Origin of the sequence: Leptospira bandrabouensis, from assembly GCF_004770905.1 — a bacterium.
GTDB classification, from domain to species: Bacteria; Spirochaetota; Leptospiria; order Leptospirales; family Leptospiraceae; genus Leptospira_A; species Leptospira_A bandrabouensis.
Map to the genome: position 1 here is coordinate 691,049 of NZ_RQHT01000014.1, position 16,929 is coordinate 707,977.

The 16,929-nt window shown below is 39.2% G+C and carries 18 protein-coding genes; 8 read left to right on the forward strand and 10 right to left on the reverse strand.

The features are described from left to right. Positions 1-51 precede the first annotated feature (51 nt). The gene (locus EHR07_RS10395; RefSeq protein WP_135745024.1) at positions 52-657 is read right to left on the reverse strand and encodes a YceI family protein; all 606 of its coding nucleotides are present in this window, start codon (positions 655-657) and stop codon (positions 52-54) included. A 76-nt stretch (positions 658-733) separates the two neighbouring features. Here EHR07_RS10395 and EHR07_RS10400 point away from each other — a divergent pair, with 76 nt between their 5' ends. From EHR07_RS10400 to EHR07_RS10415, 4 genes are all read left to right on the forward strand, one after another. Continuing rightward, a complete protein-coding gene (locus tag EHR07_RS10400; RefSeq protein WP_135745025.1) occupies positions 734-2,962 on the forward strand; it encodes an ABC transporter transmembrane domain-containing protein in 2,229 nt (742 codons plus the stop codon). Positions 2,963-2,983: 21 nt separating this feature from the next. Next, positions 2,984-4,321 carry an HlyD family secretion protein gene (locus tag EHR07_RS10405; RefSeq protein ID WP_208739751.1) on the forward strand — a complete coding sequence of 446 codons (1,338 nt, stop codon included), beginning with the start codon at positions 2,984-2,986 and terminating at the stop codon, positions 4,319-4,321. Next, positions 4,318-5,814: a TolC family protein gene (locus EHR07_RS10410; protein WP_135745027.1), complete on the forward strand. Its 1,497-nt coding sequence runs from the start codon at positions 4,318-4,320 to the stop codon at positions 5,812-5,814. Before EHR07_RS10405 ends, EHR07_RS10410 begins: the two co-directional genes overlap by 4 nt. A gap of 76 nt (positions 5,815-5,890) precedes the next feature. Beyond that, complete coding sequence (locus EHR07_RS10415) at positions 5,891-7,600, forward strand: cation:proton antiporter (protein ID WP_135745028.1); 1,710 nt, start codon at positions 5,891-5,893, stop codon at positions 7,598-7,600. A gap of 27 nt (positions 7,601-7,627) precedes the next feature. Here EHR07_RS10415 and EHR07_RS10420 read toward each other — a convergent pair whose 3' ends face one another. The 8 genes from EHR07_RS10420 to EHR07_RS10455 form a co-directional block, all read right to left on the reverse strand. Continuing rightward, complete coding sequence (locus EHR07_RS10420; protein ID WP_135745029.1) at positions 7,628-8,317, reverse strand: DUF1003 domain-containing protein; 690 nt, start codon at positions 8,315-8,317, stop codon at positions 7,628-7,630. Positions 8,318-8,489: 172 nt separating this feature from the next. Next, complete coding sequence (kdsB, locus tag EHR07_RS10425; protein WP_135745030.1) at positions 8,490-9,230, reverse strand: 3-deoxy-manno-octulosonate cytidylyltransferase; 741 nt, start codon at positions 9,228-9,230, stop codon at positions 8,490-8,492. Positions 9,231-9,234: 4 nt separating this feature from the next. Next, a complete protein-coding gene (locus tag EHR07_RS10430) occupies positions 9,235-9,762 on the reverse strand; it encodes a flagellar basal body-associated FliL family protein (RefSeq protein ID WP_135572365.1) in 528 nt (175 codons plus the stop codon). A 1-nt stretch (position 9,763) separates the two neighbouring features. Beyond that, a complete protein-coding gene (gene motB / locus EHR07_RS10435; protein ID WP_135740361.1) occupies positions 9,764-10,597 on the reverse strand; it encodes a flagellar motor protein MotB in 834 nt (277 codons plus the stop codon). A gap of 10 nt (positions 10,598-10,607) precedes the next feature. Beyond that, entirely contained in the window at positions 10,608-11,390 is a 783-nt protein-coding gene (locus EHR07_RS10440) for a motility protein A (protein ID WP_015681831.1), read from the reverse strand. 3 nt (positions 11,391-11,393) lie between these two features. Beyond that, positions 11,394-11,612, reverse strand: coding sequence for a flagellar FlbD family protein (locus EHR07_RS10445; protein WP_100743511.1), 219 nt, complete (start codon positions 11,610-11,612; stop codon positions 11,394-11,396). A gap of 21 nt (positions 11,613-11,633) precedes the next feature. Continuing rightward, positions 11,634-12,713 (reverse strand): glycosyltransferase, encoded by a 1,080-nt coding sequence (locus EHR07_RS10450; RefSeq protein ID WP_135745031.1) that lies wholly within the window; start codon positions 12,711-12,713, stop codon positions 11,634-11,636. Continuing rightward, positions 12,713-13,507, reverse strand: a complete 795-nt coding sequence (locus tag EHR07_RS10455) for an MlaD family protein (RefSeq protein ID WP_135745032.1) — start codon at positions 13,505-13,507, stop codon at positions 12,713-12,715. The genes EHR07_RS10450 and EHR07_RS10455 overlap by 1 nt, the downstream gene beginning before the upstream one ends. Before the next feature lie 70 nt (positions 13,508-13,577). Between EHR07_RS10455 and EHR07_RS10460 the strand changes: the two genes are divergently transcribed. The 4 genes from EHR07_RS10460 to EHR07_RS10475 are packed head-to-tail and all read left to right on the forward strand — an operon-like array spanning position 13,578 to position 15,895. Further along, entirely contained in the window at positions 13,578-14,558 is a 981-nt protein-coding gene (locus tag EHR07_RS10460) for a zinc-binding dehydrogenase (protein ID WP_238839880.1), read from the forward strand. After that, entirely contained in the window at positions 14,548-15,078 is a 531-nt protein-coding gene (locus tag EHR07_RS10465) for a hypothetical protein (protein ID WP_135745034.1), read from the forward strand. Before EHR07_RS10460 ends, EHR07_RS10465 begins: the two co-directional genes overlap by 11 nt. Further along, entirely contained in the window at positions 15,075-15,383 is a 309-nt protein-coding gene (locus EHR07_RS10470) for an LIC13255 family lipoprotein (protein ID WP_135745035.1), read from the forward strand. Before EHR07_RS10465 ends, EHR07_RS10470 begins: the two co-directional genes overlap by 4 nt. Positions 15,384-15,385: 2 nt before the next feature. After that, positions 15,386-15,895 carry a hypothetical protein gene (locus EHR07_RS10475; protein ID WP_135745036.1) on the forward strand — a complete coding sequence of 170 codons (510 nt, stop codon included), beginning with the start codon at positions 15,386-15,388 and terminating at the stop codon, positions 15,893-15,895. 10 nt (positions 15,896-15,905) lie between these two features. On the opposite strand, the gene EHR07_RS10480 is transcribed toward EHR07_RS10475, so the two are convergent. Then, a complete protein-coding gene (locus EHR07_RS10480; RefSeq protein WP_135745037.1) occupies positions 15,906-16,838 on the reverse strand; it encodes an acyl-CoA desaturase in 933 nt (310 codons plus the stop codon). Positions 16,839-16,929: the final 91 nt, after the last annotated feature.

Here is a 16,929-nt window from a genome sequence, read left to right on the forward strand (position 1 = left end):
CCATAACGGCATTCTATTGGAATTTTAAAGAATCAATTTATGTATCCTTTATTATTTACAAACTTTCTTTAGAGTAGAAACTACCTTAACGTCAACCGTTGGCCAAAGTTTGCTCACACCGTCCGATCCTTTGTGCAAATCGTTACATTCTGCGTTCAGCTTATTCAGTCCAGTTTGAAGACCAAGACTAATCGCATCTACAGTTCCAATAAGTTCGACAAGGTCTTCTTTCCAAACAAAATTGACAGGTATCGTGGTTTTAGAATTTCCATACCGCAAATTCAATTTTGCAGTACCTGATTCTCCCGGAGTTATCTCAGAAAAATTTCCCGAAATTTTTTTATTTCCTTTCACAGAGCCAAAAAAGAATTTTTTGATTTTTCCATCTCGGTCAGGTACACCTGAATTAACCGAAGAAGTATCAATTTGAAATTGAATTGATTTCACTGCACCAAACTTCGATTTGTCTTTTTGTTGCCCAGTCACTTTGATAGAATCAAATTTACCTTTAACACCTGTTTTTTCTGTAAATTTGAACGCTGTCCATTCTAAGGAGGTTTGACTAGGGTCATACTCATACGTACAATTCTCTTGTGCGATCAGTTCGGCGGACAAACATAGTGCGATTAGTACCAAAGTGGAGTTAAAAATTTTCATAAAAACCTCTAGTTGAAATTAGAAAACCTAGAACAAAGTTTTGTCAAGTGCAGTCTAAGGTTCGCATTCAATTCACATGTTAAAATTCATAAGTCTTTTGGTATTTCACTTAAAGAACCAACTCTTCAAAGCGAAGGAAGAAATCCATGACCCGAGACTTTCTTCCCATGAAGATTTGGCAAAGTCCATTTTGGATTTTTTATCTGAGTCCTTACATATCCATTCTGTTCCAAGTCAAATTATAGACGGTTTTCGTTCTCTCCGAAGTAAATATAAATTACTTTCCAACCAGAACTTTTATGAGTTTCTATTTGCAGCCTCCCACCAGTACCAAATTCGAATCAATCTTGTTCAAAAAACCTTACAAGACATAAGAGGCTACATCACTCAAAATTCACCTTTTGTTTTTAAAGTGTTAAACGAAGGTCAAAGGTTGGATGAATTTTATGCCATCACAAGTTACCAAACATCAGCATACCTAGTAAAACCTCTACATGGGTTTGATAATGAAGGAGAATGGTATTCTGAAAAAGACCTGATCAAGTTTATGGGAATCAAATCAAACAAAGATTCTGTGGACTGGATCATAGCAGAACCAATTTTTCCTTTTACAACAAACATCGAAGTTACAAATTCTTTCTCTTCTGTTAAAAATGCTTTAAAACAAATTTCTCATTTGATCCGAATGGAATCAAAAGACGTTTGGATTGTGTTTATTTATGGGATAGGGATTGGAATTCTATCGTTAGTTGTTCCAGTGGCTACGTCTTCCCTTGTCAACATAGTCGCATTTGGTGTTTTACTTCAACCAGTCATCATCTTGACGTTGTTAGTTGTATTTTTTCTTGGATTTGCAGGCGCCATGCAAACCATCCAAATTTACGTTGTTGAAATCTTACAAAGGCGTGTATTCGTAAGAATTGCCACAGAATTTGCTGTAAAATTTCCAAAAATTAGACAAGATGTTTTGGACAAACACCACAACCCAGAACTCGTAAATCGTTTTTTTGATACGATGACCATACAGAAATCCATCCATTCCTTGTTAGTTGATGGTTTATCAGTTATTTTAACCACCGTTATTGGTTTTGTTCTGATTTCATTTTACCACCCTATCTTCATTGTTTTTTCATTTCTTATTTTATTTATAGGTGGGTATTGGGTTACCTATCGTTTAGGAAAACCAGCAGCAGAAAACTATATCAAAATTTCGAAAGAAAAATATAAAGTCGCAGCTTGGTTAGAAGAAATATCTAGACACTCTGCTTTATTTCATTCTACCTTCGGTTCTAATTTTGCTTTGGACAAAGCAGATTCCTTTATTCGGGATTATTTATATGCACGGAAAAAATATTTTTTTAACTTTATTCGCCAAATCATTGGCCTTGTAGGTATCCAGGCTCTGGCAAGTGCCATTGTACTTGGATTAGGTGGTTATTTAGTCATCCATAGACAACTTACGATTGGTCAATTAGTAGCTGCAGAACTTGTGATTGCCAAAGTGCTCAGTGATATATCTAAGTTTGGGAAACAATTAGATAGTTTTTATAGTTTGATCGCTGCCGTTGATAAAATCAATTCAGTCTTTCATTTACCAACAATCCCGGTTAAAACTGTCGAATTTGAGATTCCAGAAGGTCCGATCCAGGTCCAACTATCGGGAATTCATTATTCTCTTACCAACGGACACAAAATTTTTAACCAATTTGATTTAAAAGTGGCCGCAGGGAAATCAGTGGGTATCTCTTCTAACACACCTTATGATGCACATATTTTGTTAGATTTGATTTGCGGAATGCGCACTCCCACTTTTGGAATTGTAGAATACAATCATCAAAATATTCATGAAGTTTCCAAAGAACAAATTCATTCCGTTACCTTTCTAATCCGAGGAAATGAAATTTTTGAAGGAAGTATTCTAGAGAACATTCGAGTGGGTCGAGAAGAAATTTCTTTAATTGAAATTAGAAAACTCTTAGAAGATTTAGGAATTTGGGAAACCATTCAATCTTTACCAAATGGAATCCATACACAACTTCTAACATTTGGACATCCTTTTGATACAATCCAAACGACTGTGATTTCTGTTGCGAGAGCAGTCCTCGGTAATCCAAAACTATTGTTAATCGATGGGAATTTAGATCTATTGCCTCCAGCTCTACTAAACTCTTGTCTAAAAGTTTTATTGCAAAAAAATAGGGAGTGGACACTCTTAATTGTTTCCAAATCCCAAGCAGTCCTTTCGCAAATGGATCAAATTTTACGATTGGAAAACGACTCCCATTCCTTAAAAGCAAACACTTAAGGTTGGAATATGAAAACTGATATGTCTCAAAAATGGAAACTTAGAAAAAACCTACCTTCCTACCGATTGGTGCAAACAGCTTTGCCTGCACAAAGCCTTGCCTATATCCTCACCATAATATTTTTCTTAAGTGTCATTATCCTTCTTTATGTACCTTGGCAACAAACTACGATGGGGTTTGGTAGGGTTGTCGCTTATGCACCCCTCGACCGACAACAAGTCATTGAATCTCCCATCAGTGGACGGGTTGTCAAATGGCATGTACACGAAGGCACTCGTGTGAGAAAGGGCGATCCAATCATAGATATCTCTGATAACGATCCCAACTTTATCAACCGAATTCGTGAGGAAAAAAACGCACTTTTACAACGACTTGAGGCCGCAAGGTCCAGAGAAGATAATATTCGTTCACGAATCATTAGTTTACGTTCCTCCCGTGGCAGTGCAGTGGATGCTGCGGACTCTAGAAGGATGATGGCAAAAGACCGAGTACGGGCCAGCGAACAAGCAGTAGATGCCGCAAAAGCAGCTTTAAAAACCGCCAACCTCAATTTAGATCGCCAAAAACAACTTTGGGAAAAAGGACTTACTTCGAAACGAACTTTGGAACTAGCAGAATTAGAACATACCAATGCAGAAACTGGACTAGACCGTGCTAAAGCTGCTTACGATGCTGCCATTAAAGAAGAACGTGCTTTATATAGCGACACAGGAAAGGTAGCACAAGATGCAGAAGCATCCATCAATGATGCCAAAGCTTCCTTAGCAGCAGCACAATCCGAAGTGGCTCGAGTATTAGAAGACTTACCCAAATTGGAAGCAAGATTATCTAGACAAGAAACCCAAGAAATATTTGCACCAAGGGATGGAACCATCATGAGAATTTTGGTAAATCCCGATACTCAACAAGTGAAAGAAGGAGATGGTGTTGCGATTCTTGTACCTGATGCAGAAGACAAAGCAGTAGAACTTTTTATCTCTGGCAACGACATACCGCTCGTTGGTGAAGGAAGAAAGGTTCGATTACAATTCCAAGGGTATCCTGTTTTACAAATCAGTGGTTGGCCAGAAACAGCTGTGGGAACATTTGGAGGGATTGTCAAACTTGTTGATATTACAGACAATGGCTCTGGAAATTTCCGAGTCCTTGTCATTCCAGATCGAGATGATCGTAAGTGGCCAACAAGTCGTTATCTCAGACAAGGAGTCAGAGCGAAAGGTTGGATTTTTCTCAATCGTGTGAGTGTAGGTTACGAACTCTGGAGAAGATTTAATGATTTTCCACCAAATCTTCCCATGGATGATCCAGAAATGAAATATTTGTTAGACGATACAGGAAGCGGGGATAAGGTCAAATGATCTCAAAACTTAAAAAATCTCTACTAGCATTCCTTTGTCCTTTTGGAATGTTTTTTTCCTTTGTCATAGAAGCAGATCCGACACGGGATCCCTTTGAATCTTTACACGGTCCCAATATTTATTCTCAGGATTATATCAACCAACAACCAGGAGTTCTCACGTTAGAAGAACTTTTAAAATCTGTCGAAAAATCTTATCCACTGGTTCTTGCTGCCGAAAAACTTTTATCAGAGGCCGAATACAACTACCTTGCTGCAGAAGGTGCCTTTGACTTACAGTTTAAGTCTATGGGAACCACAAAACCATTAGGTTATTATACAAACAATACAGCTGATGCCATGTTTGAAAAACCAACACCGCTCGGTGGAACTTCTTTTTTTGCAGGTTACCGCATTGGGCGTGGGAACTTTCCTGTGTATGACGGAAAAAGAGAAACCAACGATCATGGAGAAATTCGGGCGGGTGCCATCTTTCCCCTGATGCGCAATCGTGAGATTGATAAAAACAGGGCCGATATCAAAAAGGCTGACCTTGACCGAAGACTTGCAGAACTTTCTATCCAAAAATTAAAAATCGAAGTTATCAAAGAAGCAACAAAACGTTATTGGAAATGGGTGTCTAGTGGCCAAGAGTATTTAGTCAACAAAGACTTGTTAGCCATCGCCAAAAATAGACAAACCCAAATCGCCGAACGTATCAAGTTAGGTGACATTCCAAAAATGGAAGGAACCGAAAACGATCGTGCTATTTTACAAAGAGAATCCCAATTTGTTTCTGCAGAACGAGAGATGCAAAAAGCTGCGATTGATTTATCTTTGTTCTTACGAGCACCTGATGGAAATTTAATCCTACCAACAACGAACCGATTGCCCATCGGATTTCCCAAGCCCATCGATTATAAAAAAGTGGAACTAGAAAAAAGTATCAAACTGGCTTGGAAGTTTAGACCCGAATTACAAGACTTTGAATTCAAACGAGATAAGGTTCGTGTGGACCAAGATATGGGTTTTAATGCTTTGAAACCACAAGTGGACCTAGTGGTTGCTGGTTCCCAAGACTTTGGTCCAGGTTCTGTCACAAGAGCCAAACCAGAATTGGAAGCCTCTCTAGTTCTCAACCTGCCCATCCAAACCAAACGTCCAAGAGGGATGATCGGAGCTGCCGAAGCAAAGATTGCGCAACTGGACCAAGAACTACAATTTTCCAAAGACAAAATCAAAACAGAAGTACAAGATGCGATTTCTGAGGTGATTGCTTCGGCAAAACGCGTAAGTGTTACTCAAAATGAAGTCGAACTTGCCAGAAAGTTAGAAGAGATGGAGAGGGAACGTTTTGCACTCGGAGACTCTACACTGTTATTTGTGAATATTCGCGAACAGACAAGTGCCGAAGCTGCGGTGCGAGAAATTAAGGCATTGTACGATCATCATGTAGCCATTGCCCATTTCCAAGCAGCCACAGCTTCTGTTTTGCAAATTTCACCTTTTCCGTAGATTGTTTTTTGTTCAGAAAAAAAAACGACTTTCACAACTCCATGAATCTCTAAAATTTTCCCTAAAGAAGGTATCTATGCACGGGGAAGAGTCTCTATTACAAGACATTGGTCTTAGTATTATTTTCGCAACAGTCTTAAGTCACATCGCAAGAGTACTCAAACAACCGTTAATTTTAGGTTATATTATCGGTGGGGCCATTCTCGGAAAAGAGATGGGGTTTGAACTTGTTACTAACGAAGCCAGTATTGAACTCATTTCCGAAATCGGACTCATCCTACTACTTTTCATCATCGGTTTAGAAATCAATTTAGCTGAACTTGCAAAAATGGGAAAGGCCATGTTTACCTTGGGAATCCTTCAGTTCACACTTTCCGTTGCCTTTGTTTACTCCGTGTTTCCTTTTTTTGGACTTTCCATTGGTTCTGAAAAGTTTGACCTTCTTTATATAGCAGTTGCCCTTTCACTTAGCTCTACCTTAATCGTTGTTAAATTATTACAAGACAAAGTCGAAATCAATACTCTCTCAGGAAAACTAACGGTCGGTGTTTTAGTTTTCCAGGACATCTGGGCGATTTTGTTTATGGGGGTCCAACCTAACTTAAACAATCCAGAAATTTTAAAAATTCTTACGTCTGTTGGAATTATCGTTTTACTCATAGCCTTTAGTTTTAGTGTAAGCCGTTATGTTTTAGCCAAGTTATACAAAGCTTGCGCCAGTAGCCCAGAACTCATTCTTTTAACTTCTATTATGTGGTGTTTTCTTGTTTGCGGGATTGCAGGAGAAGCAGGACTTTCTAAAGAAATGGGTGCCCTTGTGGCCGGTATGAGTATCGCCGCTTTCCCTTATGGTGCCGATGTGATCTCCAAACTGATTGGAATTCGCGACTTCTTTGTAACACTATTTTTTGTGGCTTTGGGCCTTAAAGTTCCCCTTCCTAGTTTGGAAGTCATTGGATTATCGGCTGCCATCATCGCACTTATGTTATTTGTAAGGATGATTACCATTGCTCCTGTTATCATCAAACTCAACAAAGGAGTACGAAATGGATTTTTAACTGCCCTCAATTTAGCTCAGATATCAGAATTCTCACTCGTCATTTTAGCGTTAGGTGCTGGATTCGAACACATCACTCCTAAACTACAAGCAGTGATTCTAACTTCAACCATCATTGCATCCATTTTATCCACATACATCATTATGTATAACCATAACATAGCAGCCACGTTTGAACGATTACTTGCTCGTGTGGGTATCTCTGACCAAACAGAAGAATCTGGGAATGACGACAAAGCAGGTCACGGTGGACATGGGGGACATGGGGGACATGGAGATGGAATGGTACGAGATATCATTGTGCTTGGTTATTTTCGAATTGCCCGAGCCTTTGTGGAATACTTAGAAGACTTATCCCCATCGCTCATCAAACGGATTATCATTGCTGACTACAATCCAGCCTTCAAAGATGAACTCACTAACAAAGGATTCCAATGGGCTTATGCAGACCTTGCCCATCCAGATTCTTTATCCCATATAGGACTCCATGATGCATCTATGGTCATCTGTACCATATCAGACTCTTTTTTAAAAGGAACCAATAACAATCGTTTGCTCTCCACACTCAGCAAACTCGCACCAAACGCAAAAATTATCCTTACCAGCGATGAACCTGGCGAAGCCAAAAAGTTAGTAGCGGACGGAGCCCAAAAAGTCATCATTCCTGGCGTGATCACAGGAGAATTTTTGTATGATTATATCTCTCGAGGGATGAGAAATAACGAATAATATTTAAAATAGATTTGTATTGGAACCTTATTTGATTTTGCTTCGAATTTCGTTTAAAATCTCGATTTGAATCGCTTGGATCTTCATCATTTTTGACCATTGGTCGAGTAAAAGATGATCCACTTTTTCATGTAAGGTTCTAATTTCAATCTCAGATTTTAGATTCACTTTGTAATCATTCTCTGCGCGAATTCTATCCTTTACCTCTTGTCTATTTTGACTCATCATAATGATAGGTGCTTGTATTGCGGCAACGCAAGATAAGATTAAATTCAATAATATAAATGGATATGGATCAAATGGCTTGAGATACAGATAAAAACTATTTCCAAATATCCATAGAATTAATACAGAAAAGAAAGCGATAATAAATTTCCAACTACCCCCAAAGGATGCAACTTTGTCCGAAATTCTATCACCAAATGTAAGTGAATCTGTTTTTAAGGAAGTATCAATTGTTAAAATTTCATTTTCATTGATACTTTTGATAACTTCTCTCTCTAAATTTTCAATGTTTCCTTTTTCTTCTTCAACTAACTGAGTAATATACTTCATTCGAAAAATATTAAAATCATTTTTACAAATTTTACTTTGATCATCCCAACCAGGATATTTTTCATTAATGAGTTCTACAATTTCGTTACCTATACCCAGGGCACTTATTAATTGATGTTCGCGGAATGGTTTCTTACAAACAAAACAAATGTTATTTACCATACAATCCTTTGGGTTGATCCAATTTGATATAACCTTTTTGTCTTTTAACCTAAAGATAAAATTTTGAAAGATAAATACCTATGAGCAATGAATAATTGGTTTCTATCTTGATTTCCTCTCAAATATTTGATTCCTTTGAAAATAAGAATCGAATGAAAAAGAAAAGAATTCTCTAAATCAAACCTTTCGCTTTAAAATCCCGAATCACTACTTCCAAATCGGCAGGGGAATCCACACCCAAGTTGGCCTTATCCGAAAGATAAACTCCAATGGTAGATCCATTTTGCAAAGCACGAAGTTGTTCTAAAGATTCTACCGTTTCCCAATTGGATGCTGGCAACTGATTATAATTCATTAAAAATTCTCTTTCATAGGCATAAATACCTAAATGCCGATGGTAAGTTGCCTCAGCTTTAAAAGAAGCGGGGATCGGAGAACGGGAAAAATAATTGGCACGTCCGTTTCTGTCAAAGACCACCTTCACTTTGTTAGGGTCTTTTGGATCTTCTGAGCTAGCAAAAGGAACGGCCGCTGTGGTCATTTCCCAATTTCTATGTTTGATTTTTAAATCCAAAACTCCATCAATGAGGTTTGGTTCCATCCCGGGTTCGTCGCCTTGGATATTTAGAATGATTCCGTAGCCTGGAAATTTTTCTGCCACTTCAATGATACGATCCGTGCCAGTAGGATGGTCAGGACTTGTGAGAACTGATTCCCCACCGAAGGCGATGACGGCCTCATGGATTCGTTTGTCGTCGGTGGCGACCACCAAACGGTGGATAGATTTGGAAAGAGATGCGTGGTGGTAAGTCCACTGGATCATTGGTTTTGTTCCAATGAGGGCCAGTGGTTTTCCGGGGAGTCTTGTGCTTGCGTAGCGCGCAGGGATCACACCAAGGATTTGGTCGGACATAGTCCTAGTTTACCAAGAACTCGGTAAAGTAAACCTCTTTGATTTTTCCATTGGTCAAAATATGATTTAAGTGGGCTTTGATTTCCTCACGTAAATCCAATTGGTTGGTAATGGATTTTAAATCGTCTTTTGTTTTACGTGCTATGACAAGGTTAATGATGTTTTGCATTTGCGCCACACGTGCCGCAAGTTCCGCAGAAAGAGCAGGTTGTCCAGATTCAAATCCAAGAGACATCTTTAACTTTACAAAGTGTGACTCACCAACATCCGAAGTATTCACTCTAAATTCTTCTTGAAATGTGTAAACTTCCAAAGGAGGGGGAGCTTTCACAAGAGAGATATTCTTTTGTTGTTTAAACACACTTGTTGCTGTTTTTTGAGCAACAAACATCGATATTACGGTTACAATGATAATCCCAAAAATGGCAGCAGCAATGTACAATAACCATTTTACAATGGGGGACATCCCGGCAGAGGCGGTACTTCCTTCGGCTAACCCACCTTCTTCTTCATCTACTTCACGGTCACCCATGTTAAAATTCTCCTTCTACATTTGTTTCAGTGTTCGGTAAACGAGTGTCAGGTAGTCCGTATTTACTTTCCCCTGGTGCTCGTTTGGTAGACTTCTCTGTCAGAATGATGATATCCACTCTACGATTGAAAGCTTTTGCTTCCGGTGTTCCTTCATTTTCCAATACAAGAGGTCTATAGGATCCAAAACTAACCGCTTGGAACCAACTAGGTTCAATTTCTTCTGAATTGATCATAAAAACGGTAGCATTCACTGCTCTTGCTCCCGCCAAATCCCAGTTATTGATATATTCACGTTCTTCTCGACCCGGTCGACTCACAGGATTGACCGCATCGTCATCACTATGTCCTTCCACTCGGACAAATCGTTCAAGTCCCTTGATGAGACCTGCTGCTTTTCGTAATGTTTCTCGAATTGCAGGTGTTAGGATAGCCGAACCAGGATAAAAATAATCAGCACCTACAAGAGAAATCACAAGTCCCCTTTCGTTTTCCGAAATTCGAACTTTTCCCGCTTCTACTTCTGGTTTAAATACTTCTTGGGCATCTTTTTTGGATTTAGAAAGGTTACGACCAACCACTTGAGATGGTAACGATTCAATTTGCATTCCCATCTCTTCCAAAGAACCTTTGGATAGCGTTTGCCCCCCAGTGAAAAATCCTGTTGTGGATTTGAATGCAGACAAAATAATCTGCATCTCCTTTGCATCTGTTTTCCCCGTTGTATATAAAAGGATAAAGAAACAAAGGAGAAGTGTCACCATGTCCCCGTAAGTTGCCATGAACTCGGGAACTTTTTGGATGCACTCAGGACATTTTTCTTTTTTAGACGCCATAGTTTAGATATTAATCTCCGTCGTCTTTGAGTGCCGTTCTTTCAGCAGGAGTTAAGAAACTCGCAAGTTTCTCTTTTACAATCCTTGGGTTGTCCCCGGATTGAATCGATAAAGTTCCTTCTACCATGACTTGTTTGATCACAAGTTCATCTTCTGATCTACGTGTGAGTTTTCTAACAACCGGCGCCGCAAATAAGTTCTGTGCAAGTGATCCGTATAATGTGGTAATAAGAGCTGTTGCCATACCTTGTCCAATGGCACTCGCATCCCCACCACCTAAGTTCTTTAACATCCCCACAAGACCCACAAGGGTCCCAAGCATCCCGAACCCGGGCGCAAAACCAGCGTAAGCATCCCACCAAGAACGGCCGTACGCATGTCTTGTGGCTGTGTTCCCAATTTCGGTTTCCATAATATTTCGAACCAGTTCGGGATCGGTTCCATCCACTACAAGTTGGATTCCCTTCTTTAAAAATTCTTCAGGAAGTTCGTTGATATCATCTTCTAGAGCAAGTAATCCTTCACGACGAGCTTTCTCAGAAAAACTAACGAGTGTCGTAATGAGTCCAGGTAAGTCTGAGGGAGGATTTTGGAAGGCTTTTTTAGTAACAGCTCCCACTCCAATGGTAGAGGTCCAAGGAAAAGAAATGATCGTGGCCGCTGCCGCCCCACCAAATGTAATCATCACCGAAGGAATATCGATAAGGTCTGTTAAAGCAAGACCCCCTGAAACCACCCCTAGTAACATCAAGGCCACTCCAAGGGCCAAACCAATGACTGTAGCTATATCCATTTCTTATGTTTCCTCAGGTCTTCTTTCACCAACTCGAGGGAGGTTGTGGATTCTTGTTTGGTAAGCGATTACCTTTTCCACAACTTCCGCAACAGGCTCTTGTACAATGAATTTTTTCTCATTCACAAGAGTGATGATCGTATCTGGATTTGCTTCGATGGTCTCAATCAAATCTGCATTGAGAACAAATTCCGCACCTTTGAGTCGATGTAAAATGACCAAGAGATCCCCCTTCAGAGATTTCTATTTATGTCTATCGACTACCTTTCGAATTTCGCTTACGAATTTTTCTTCCGTAAATCGATTGATGGAATTTTGGAAATCTCCGCGTTTGAATTGGATCTTTTCTGCCCTTTGGATGGCGTCATTTAAGGATTTTACGGTCTGTTCCTTAAAAAATACCCCGGTCCTGTCCTCTTTGACCGACTCGAGTGCTCCCCCCTTCCCGAAAGCGATGACAGGAGTGGCGTAGGCCTGTGCCTCAACAGGAGTGATCCCAAAGTCTTCCATTCCTGGAAAAATAAACCCGCGTGCCTTTTTGTAAAGTTCCACCACCTCGTTGCGAGGTAGGCCTTTTTTCCAAAGGATGTTTTTTGGTAAATTTTTGATGAGTTTTCCTTCTTCTTGCCCCCCACCCACAAGGATGAGTGGTTTTCCATTTTCGCGGAAGGCTTCAATGGCAAGGTCAATTTTTTTATAAGGTGCAAAGGCTGAAACCATCAGATAATAATCATCTTTAGAGTTGTCATGGACTCGGAAATCTTGGGGCAAACAGGGCGGATATACAATTTTATAATCGCGTCTATAATACTTTTGAATCCGTCTTCCCACAAAATGTGAGTTACATGTAAAATAATCCACACGGTTGGCAGAGGCTGCATCCCATGTACGAAGGTAGTTAGCTATGGATTGTAAAAGAAAAAATTTTAATCCACTGCGACCCGGAAAATAATCATAATACATATCCCAAACATAACGCATAGGGCTATGGATATAACTTAAATGGAAGGTATCGGGATGAGGAATCACTCCTTTTGCCACACAATGCGAAGAACTAATCACCACATCATATCCTTTTAAATCTAATGATTCAATTGCTGTAGGGAAAACAGGTAAATAATAACGATAATACTTTTCTTTAAAAGGAAGATTGTTTGTGAAAGCGGTTGTGATCTTTCTATTTTCAATCCTTTCGTTGAGTTTTCCTTTGGAATAAAAAAGAGTAAATAAATCCGCTTCTGGAAATGCTTTTAATAAACTATCGAGAACAAGTTCTCCACCGCGCATACCGGTGAGCCAATCATGTATAATTGCAACTTTCATTATTCTTGTGGTCCAATCCTTCTTCCCGTAATTGGCGTTGTACGTCCGTAATACGATGCTGTAATTAAAAAAGGAATCGGCATAGTGTTCTCTAAATTTCTAGAACTTTCCATATAACGCCTTCCTTCTTTTCCAATCGTTTCTGCGTCTTTTACCGTAGCAAGTAGTTCATCGTACATTTCTGTACTACCAATTAATTTGGGAATGGTTCCTTCTGTATGATTTAATTTATCGGAGATAGAACGAAAATCCAATGTGATTTGTCTGAGGTCTGCCCGATTTTCTTCCATTGTCACAGAGGTGGCTTTGAAAAAATCATCAAAATAGCGAGCAGAAGGTAAATAGTCGGGAGTTTTTTCCCCTTCACGAAATGTGGGTTTGAAAAAGGGGCGTTTCCCATCCGAACTTCCCGGATTGATATTGATAATCCTTTCTGAAAATAACGTAATCGTTTGAAAATCCACTTCATAATTATCCCAAAGAGTTAAAGGATCTTCTAATGCAATATGGAGTTCGATCGCATGATCTATGTTATGGTCAAGGAATCGGCGGTCCGGTACATCAAGTAGCGGCCTTGAATCGATATGGGCCACATATCCTTTTTGAACTCCCAAAATCCGAACTTCTGTCCCTTCTTTAATTCCATCAATACGTGAGTAAAATAAGGATAACCTATAGGGATATTTTTTGGCGGGACGATCCGGCTCTACGACCGTTGTGAAAAAGGCAAAGACCAAAATTGAAAAAAAAACGATTCCCGTCAGGGATTCCTTTGATAACTTTTTTGATTTCACGGGAGACTTAAAATTCTTCCTTCCAAAGAAAGAGTTGGCAAGCAGATTTTAAATGACTGAATGGGAGAAGATGAAAGCAGTCACCATCCTTAAATACGACGAATCCGAACCTCAATTGGAACTCCGTGAAAAAGAAGTTCCTACACCGAAAGAGAACGAAGTTAGGATCAAAATCCATCTTTCTCCGATCAATCCTTCTGATCTGATGTTCATTCGTGGGCTCTATGGATTCAAAAAAAAAGCACCAGTCTCCGCAGGGTTTGAAGCGAGTGGAATCGTCGATGCGGTGGGAACTGCCATCAAAACATTGAAGGTGGGAATGCACGTATCTTGTGTGGCACCTCAAAACGATGGATCTTGGGCTGAATATATGATCACCACAGAAGACAACTGTTTGCCGTTAGTGGATGGTGTGAGTCTTGACGAAGGATCTAGTTTTTTTGTAAACCCAATGACTGCTTGGGCCATGGTATCAAAATGTTCCAAAGAAGGCCATCCCGCCATGATCCAAACTGCCGCTGCTAGCGCTCTGGGTAAAATGGTAGTTCGACTTTGTAAAGAACGTGGTATTCCTTTAATCAATGTTGTGCGAAAAAAAGAACAAGAGGACAGTCTACTCGAAATTGGTGCAGAAAACATTCTAAACTCCACCTCTCCCAACTTCCAAAAAGACTTATTCAAAATCTCTAAAAAACTGAATGCTACTTATGCCATTGATGCAGTGGCAGGAGAAACAGCGCAGTCCCTCGTAGAATGTATGCCTTATGGATCAAAAGTAGTTTGTTATGGAGCTCTTTCCGAAAAACCATTTTCTGTAAATTCAGGAATCATACTTTTCCAAAACAAAAAAATCGAAGGGTTTTGGTTGTCTTCTTGGATTTATGAAATTGGTTTAGAAGAATTTCAAAAACAAGCCAAAGAAGCACAAAAATTTTTAAAAACCGTTTTCCAGACTAAAATCAACAAACGATTTAAATTTGAAGAATACAAAGAAGGTTTGGAATTTTACAAACAACATATGACCGAAGGGAAGGTAGTATTTGGTCCGTAGATTATTTTTATTATTCATTATTCTTTCTTCCTTTGTTTTTACTCATTGCCTGAGTGAACCAAAAAAAAATTTAGAAAGTCTTAAAGCGTGTCAGTTTGATTTGGTGGATGTTCGTATTGATCTAAAACCAAATCCAAACTTTCCATTGTTTCCTTTGGTGGATTTGTATCCGCAGGTTTCCGTAGTAAATCCAAACAATACTAAAGTCTCCATTTATCAATTTGATTTAGAAATTGAACTTGTGACTGCTGGTGGAAAAGAATATATAGGAAAACTTCAAAACGAAACTCCCCTCGAAGTGGAACCTAACGCAAAAGGACTTGTGGTTTTAAAACTGGTTCCCGAACAAAAGCAGTCCATTCTTCCCAAACTGCTTATGTTAGCAAAACAACTCTCTGAGGCCGCAAAACGAGGAGAAGATGCAGAATTTGAAATTTATGGAAATGTCCAAGTTGATAGTGCTTTTGGAAAACTTCCGATACCTGTAAGAGAAATCTCTCGGATCAAACTTAAAAAATGAAATCATTTTTTTCTAAGATTGGGATCTTATTTGTTCTCTGTGGCCTATTTTTCCAATGTATCCAAAATCGGGATGATTTGTTTTATTCCGGACAAGAAGGAAACCAAAAGATATTTGAAACCTATGCATTAAAAAACTCTGGTTGCGGAACTAACAAATTACCGGGAGCACTACTGCTCGGTAGAGTAAAAATTGATGATTTAAAACTTTGTTTTAAGGCTATTGAACTTATCGATTGTGTTACATGGAATACGGAAGGGTATGTTCCTGGTTCCTGCAAAAATATTGGAACGAGTTTTAAATAGTGATGTGGAGGTATTTATTTGATTTATCCACTACAGAAATTTTTTTATTCGCATCACTGGCGTTTGCCGGTATATCCCTTCTGCTTTTTAGTAAACTAAGAAAAAAAGAAAAACCTACCAACTCAAAATCGAAATCTGGGCAAGGGTCAGAAGATTCAAAAAACCAAGGTTCAGGAAAATCAAAAAAAGATTCCAAACCATCCAAAGATACCAACCTCAAGGTAATGGAAATTTTTGATTACAACGGGATTAAAATCTTACACCAAGACGGCGCTTATACAGTGAATGACCAAGGTGTGGTTACTAACTATATGAACTGGAATCTGCTTCCTTCCAAATACCAAAAAATGGTCAAAGAGTTGGACAATCGTTCACTGGGTGAAAAAGGAGAAGATTATTTTTTAGAAATGATCAATGGATTCTATTATGTGTCATTGCCGGGCGGAAAGAAAAAAAAGTATGATTCCATCCAAAGTATCCCGGCTGACATTCGTAAACGATTAGGAGTATAACAACCCTACTCTAGATAGACAATACCTCTGTTTTGTTTTTAAACTTAGAAGGTTGTTTCGATTCTTTTATGAATCGTTTTGTTGCTTTTTGCTCCCGATCACGAAGAAGTCCTTCCTCAATCACTTTTTTAGGTGGTTTTTTTAAATCCCAAACAATTCCAAACCAACTGAGTACTTTTAAAATATAATAAGAAACATCCACTTCATACCAATAGAAACCTTGGTTTGCAGAAGAGCAGTAGTAGTGATGATTGTTATGCCAACCTTCTCCCATGGTCAGAAGGGCAAGCCATAGATTATTTTTACTGGTATCTCTGGAATCATATCTCACAGAACCAAACACATGGGAAAGCGAGTTGATGGTCCAGGTAGCATGTCCCAAAAAGAAAGTAGAAACCGCATAACCGTAAACAAGCCAAGCCCATCCACCCACTAGGTAAAGTAAGATGGCGTAAGAAAGTGGTGGAATCCAATGATTACGATCTAAAAAACGAAGCTCCGGATATTTATAAAAATCAGGGATTAGTTTGGCTTCATAATCGTTATAATCGTTTCTTAAAAACCATAACATATGGGAGTACCAAAAACCCTTTCGACTGGGAGAATGAATGTCTTTTTCCGTGTCGGAGTATTTATGGTGGTTTCTATGGTGTGCCGCCCACCAAAGAGGACCCTTCTGCATAGACATTGCCCCGATCCAAGCCAAAATAAATTGGAAAACCCGGGAAGTTTTAAAGGAGGCATGGGAAAAATAGCGATGGTATGCGGCAGTGATTCCAAACATCCTAAGGAAGTAGGATCCAACGGCCAACCAAACAAGGGACCAAGAAAAGGGAACGGTGAAAACGGTAAGGACGGTAGCTTGGACTAAAAAAAATAAAATTAGAAAAAGCAAAGGAGCCTGTTCTTTGACAACTGGCTCAACAGTAGAAGAAGAATTCATGCAAATAAACCTATGCCTATTGGAGTCCCCAAATGACGTTTGGTTGCAAAAAAATTCATTCTACTTGATTCCGGATTTGCCTGTAGCACCC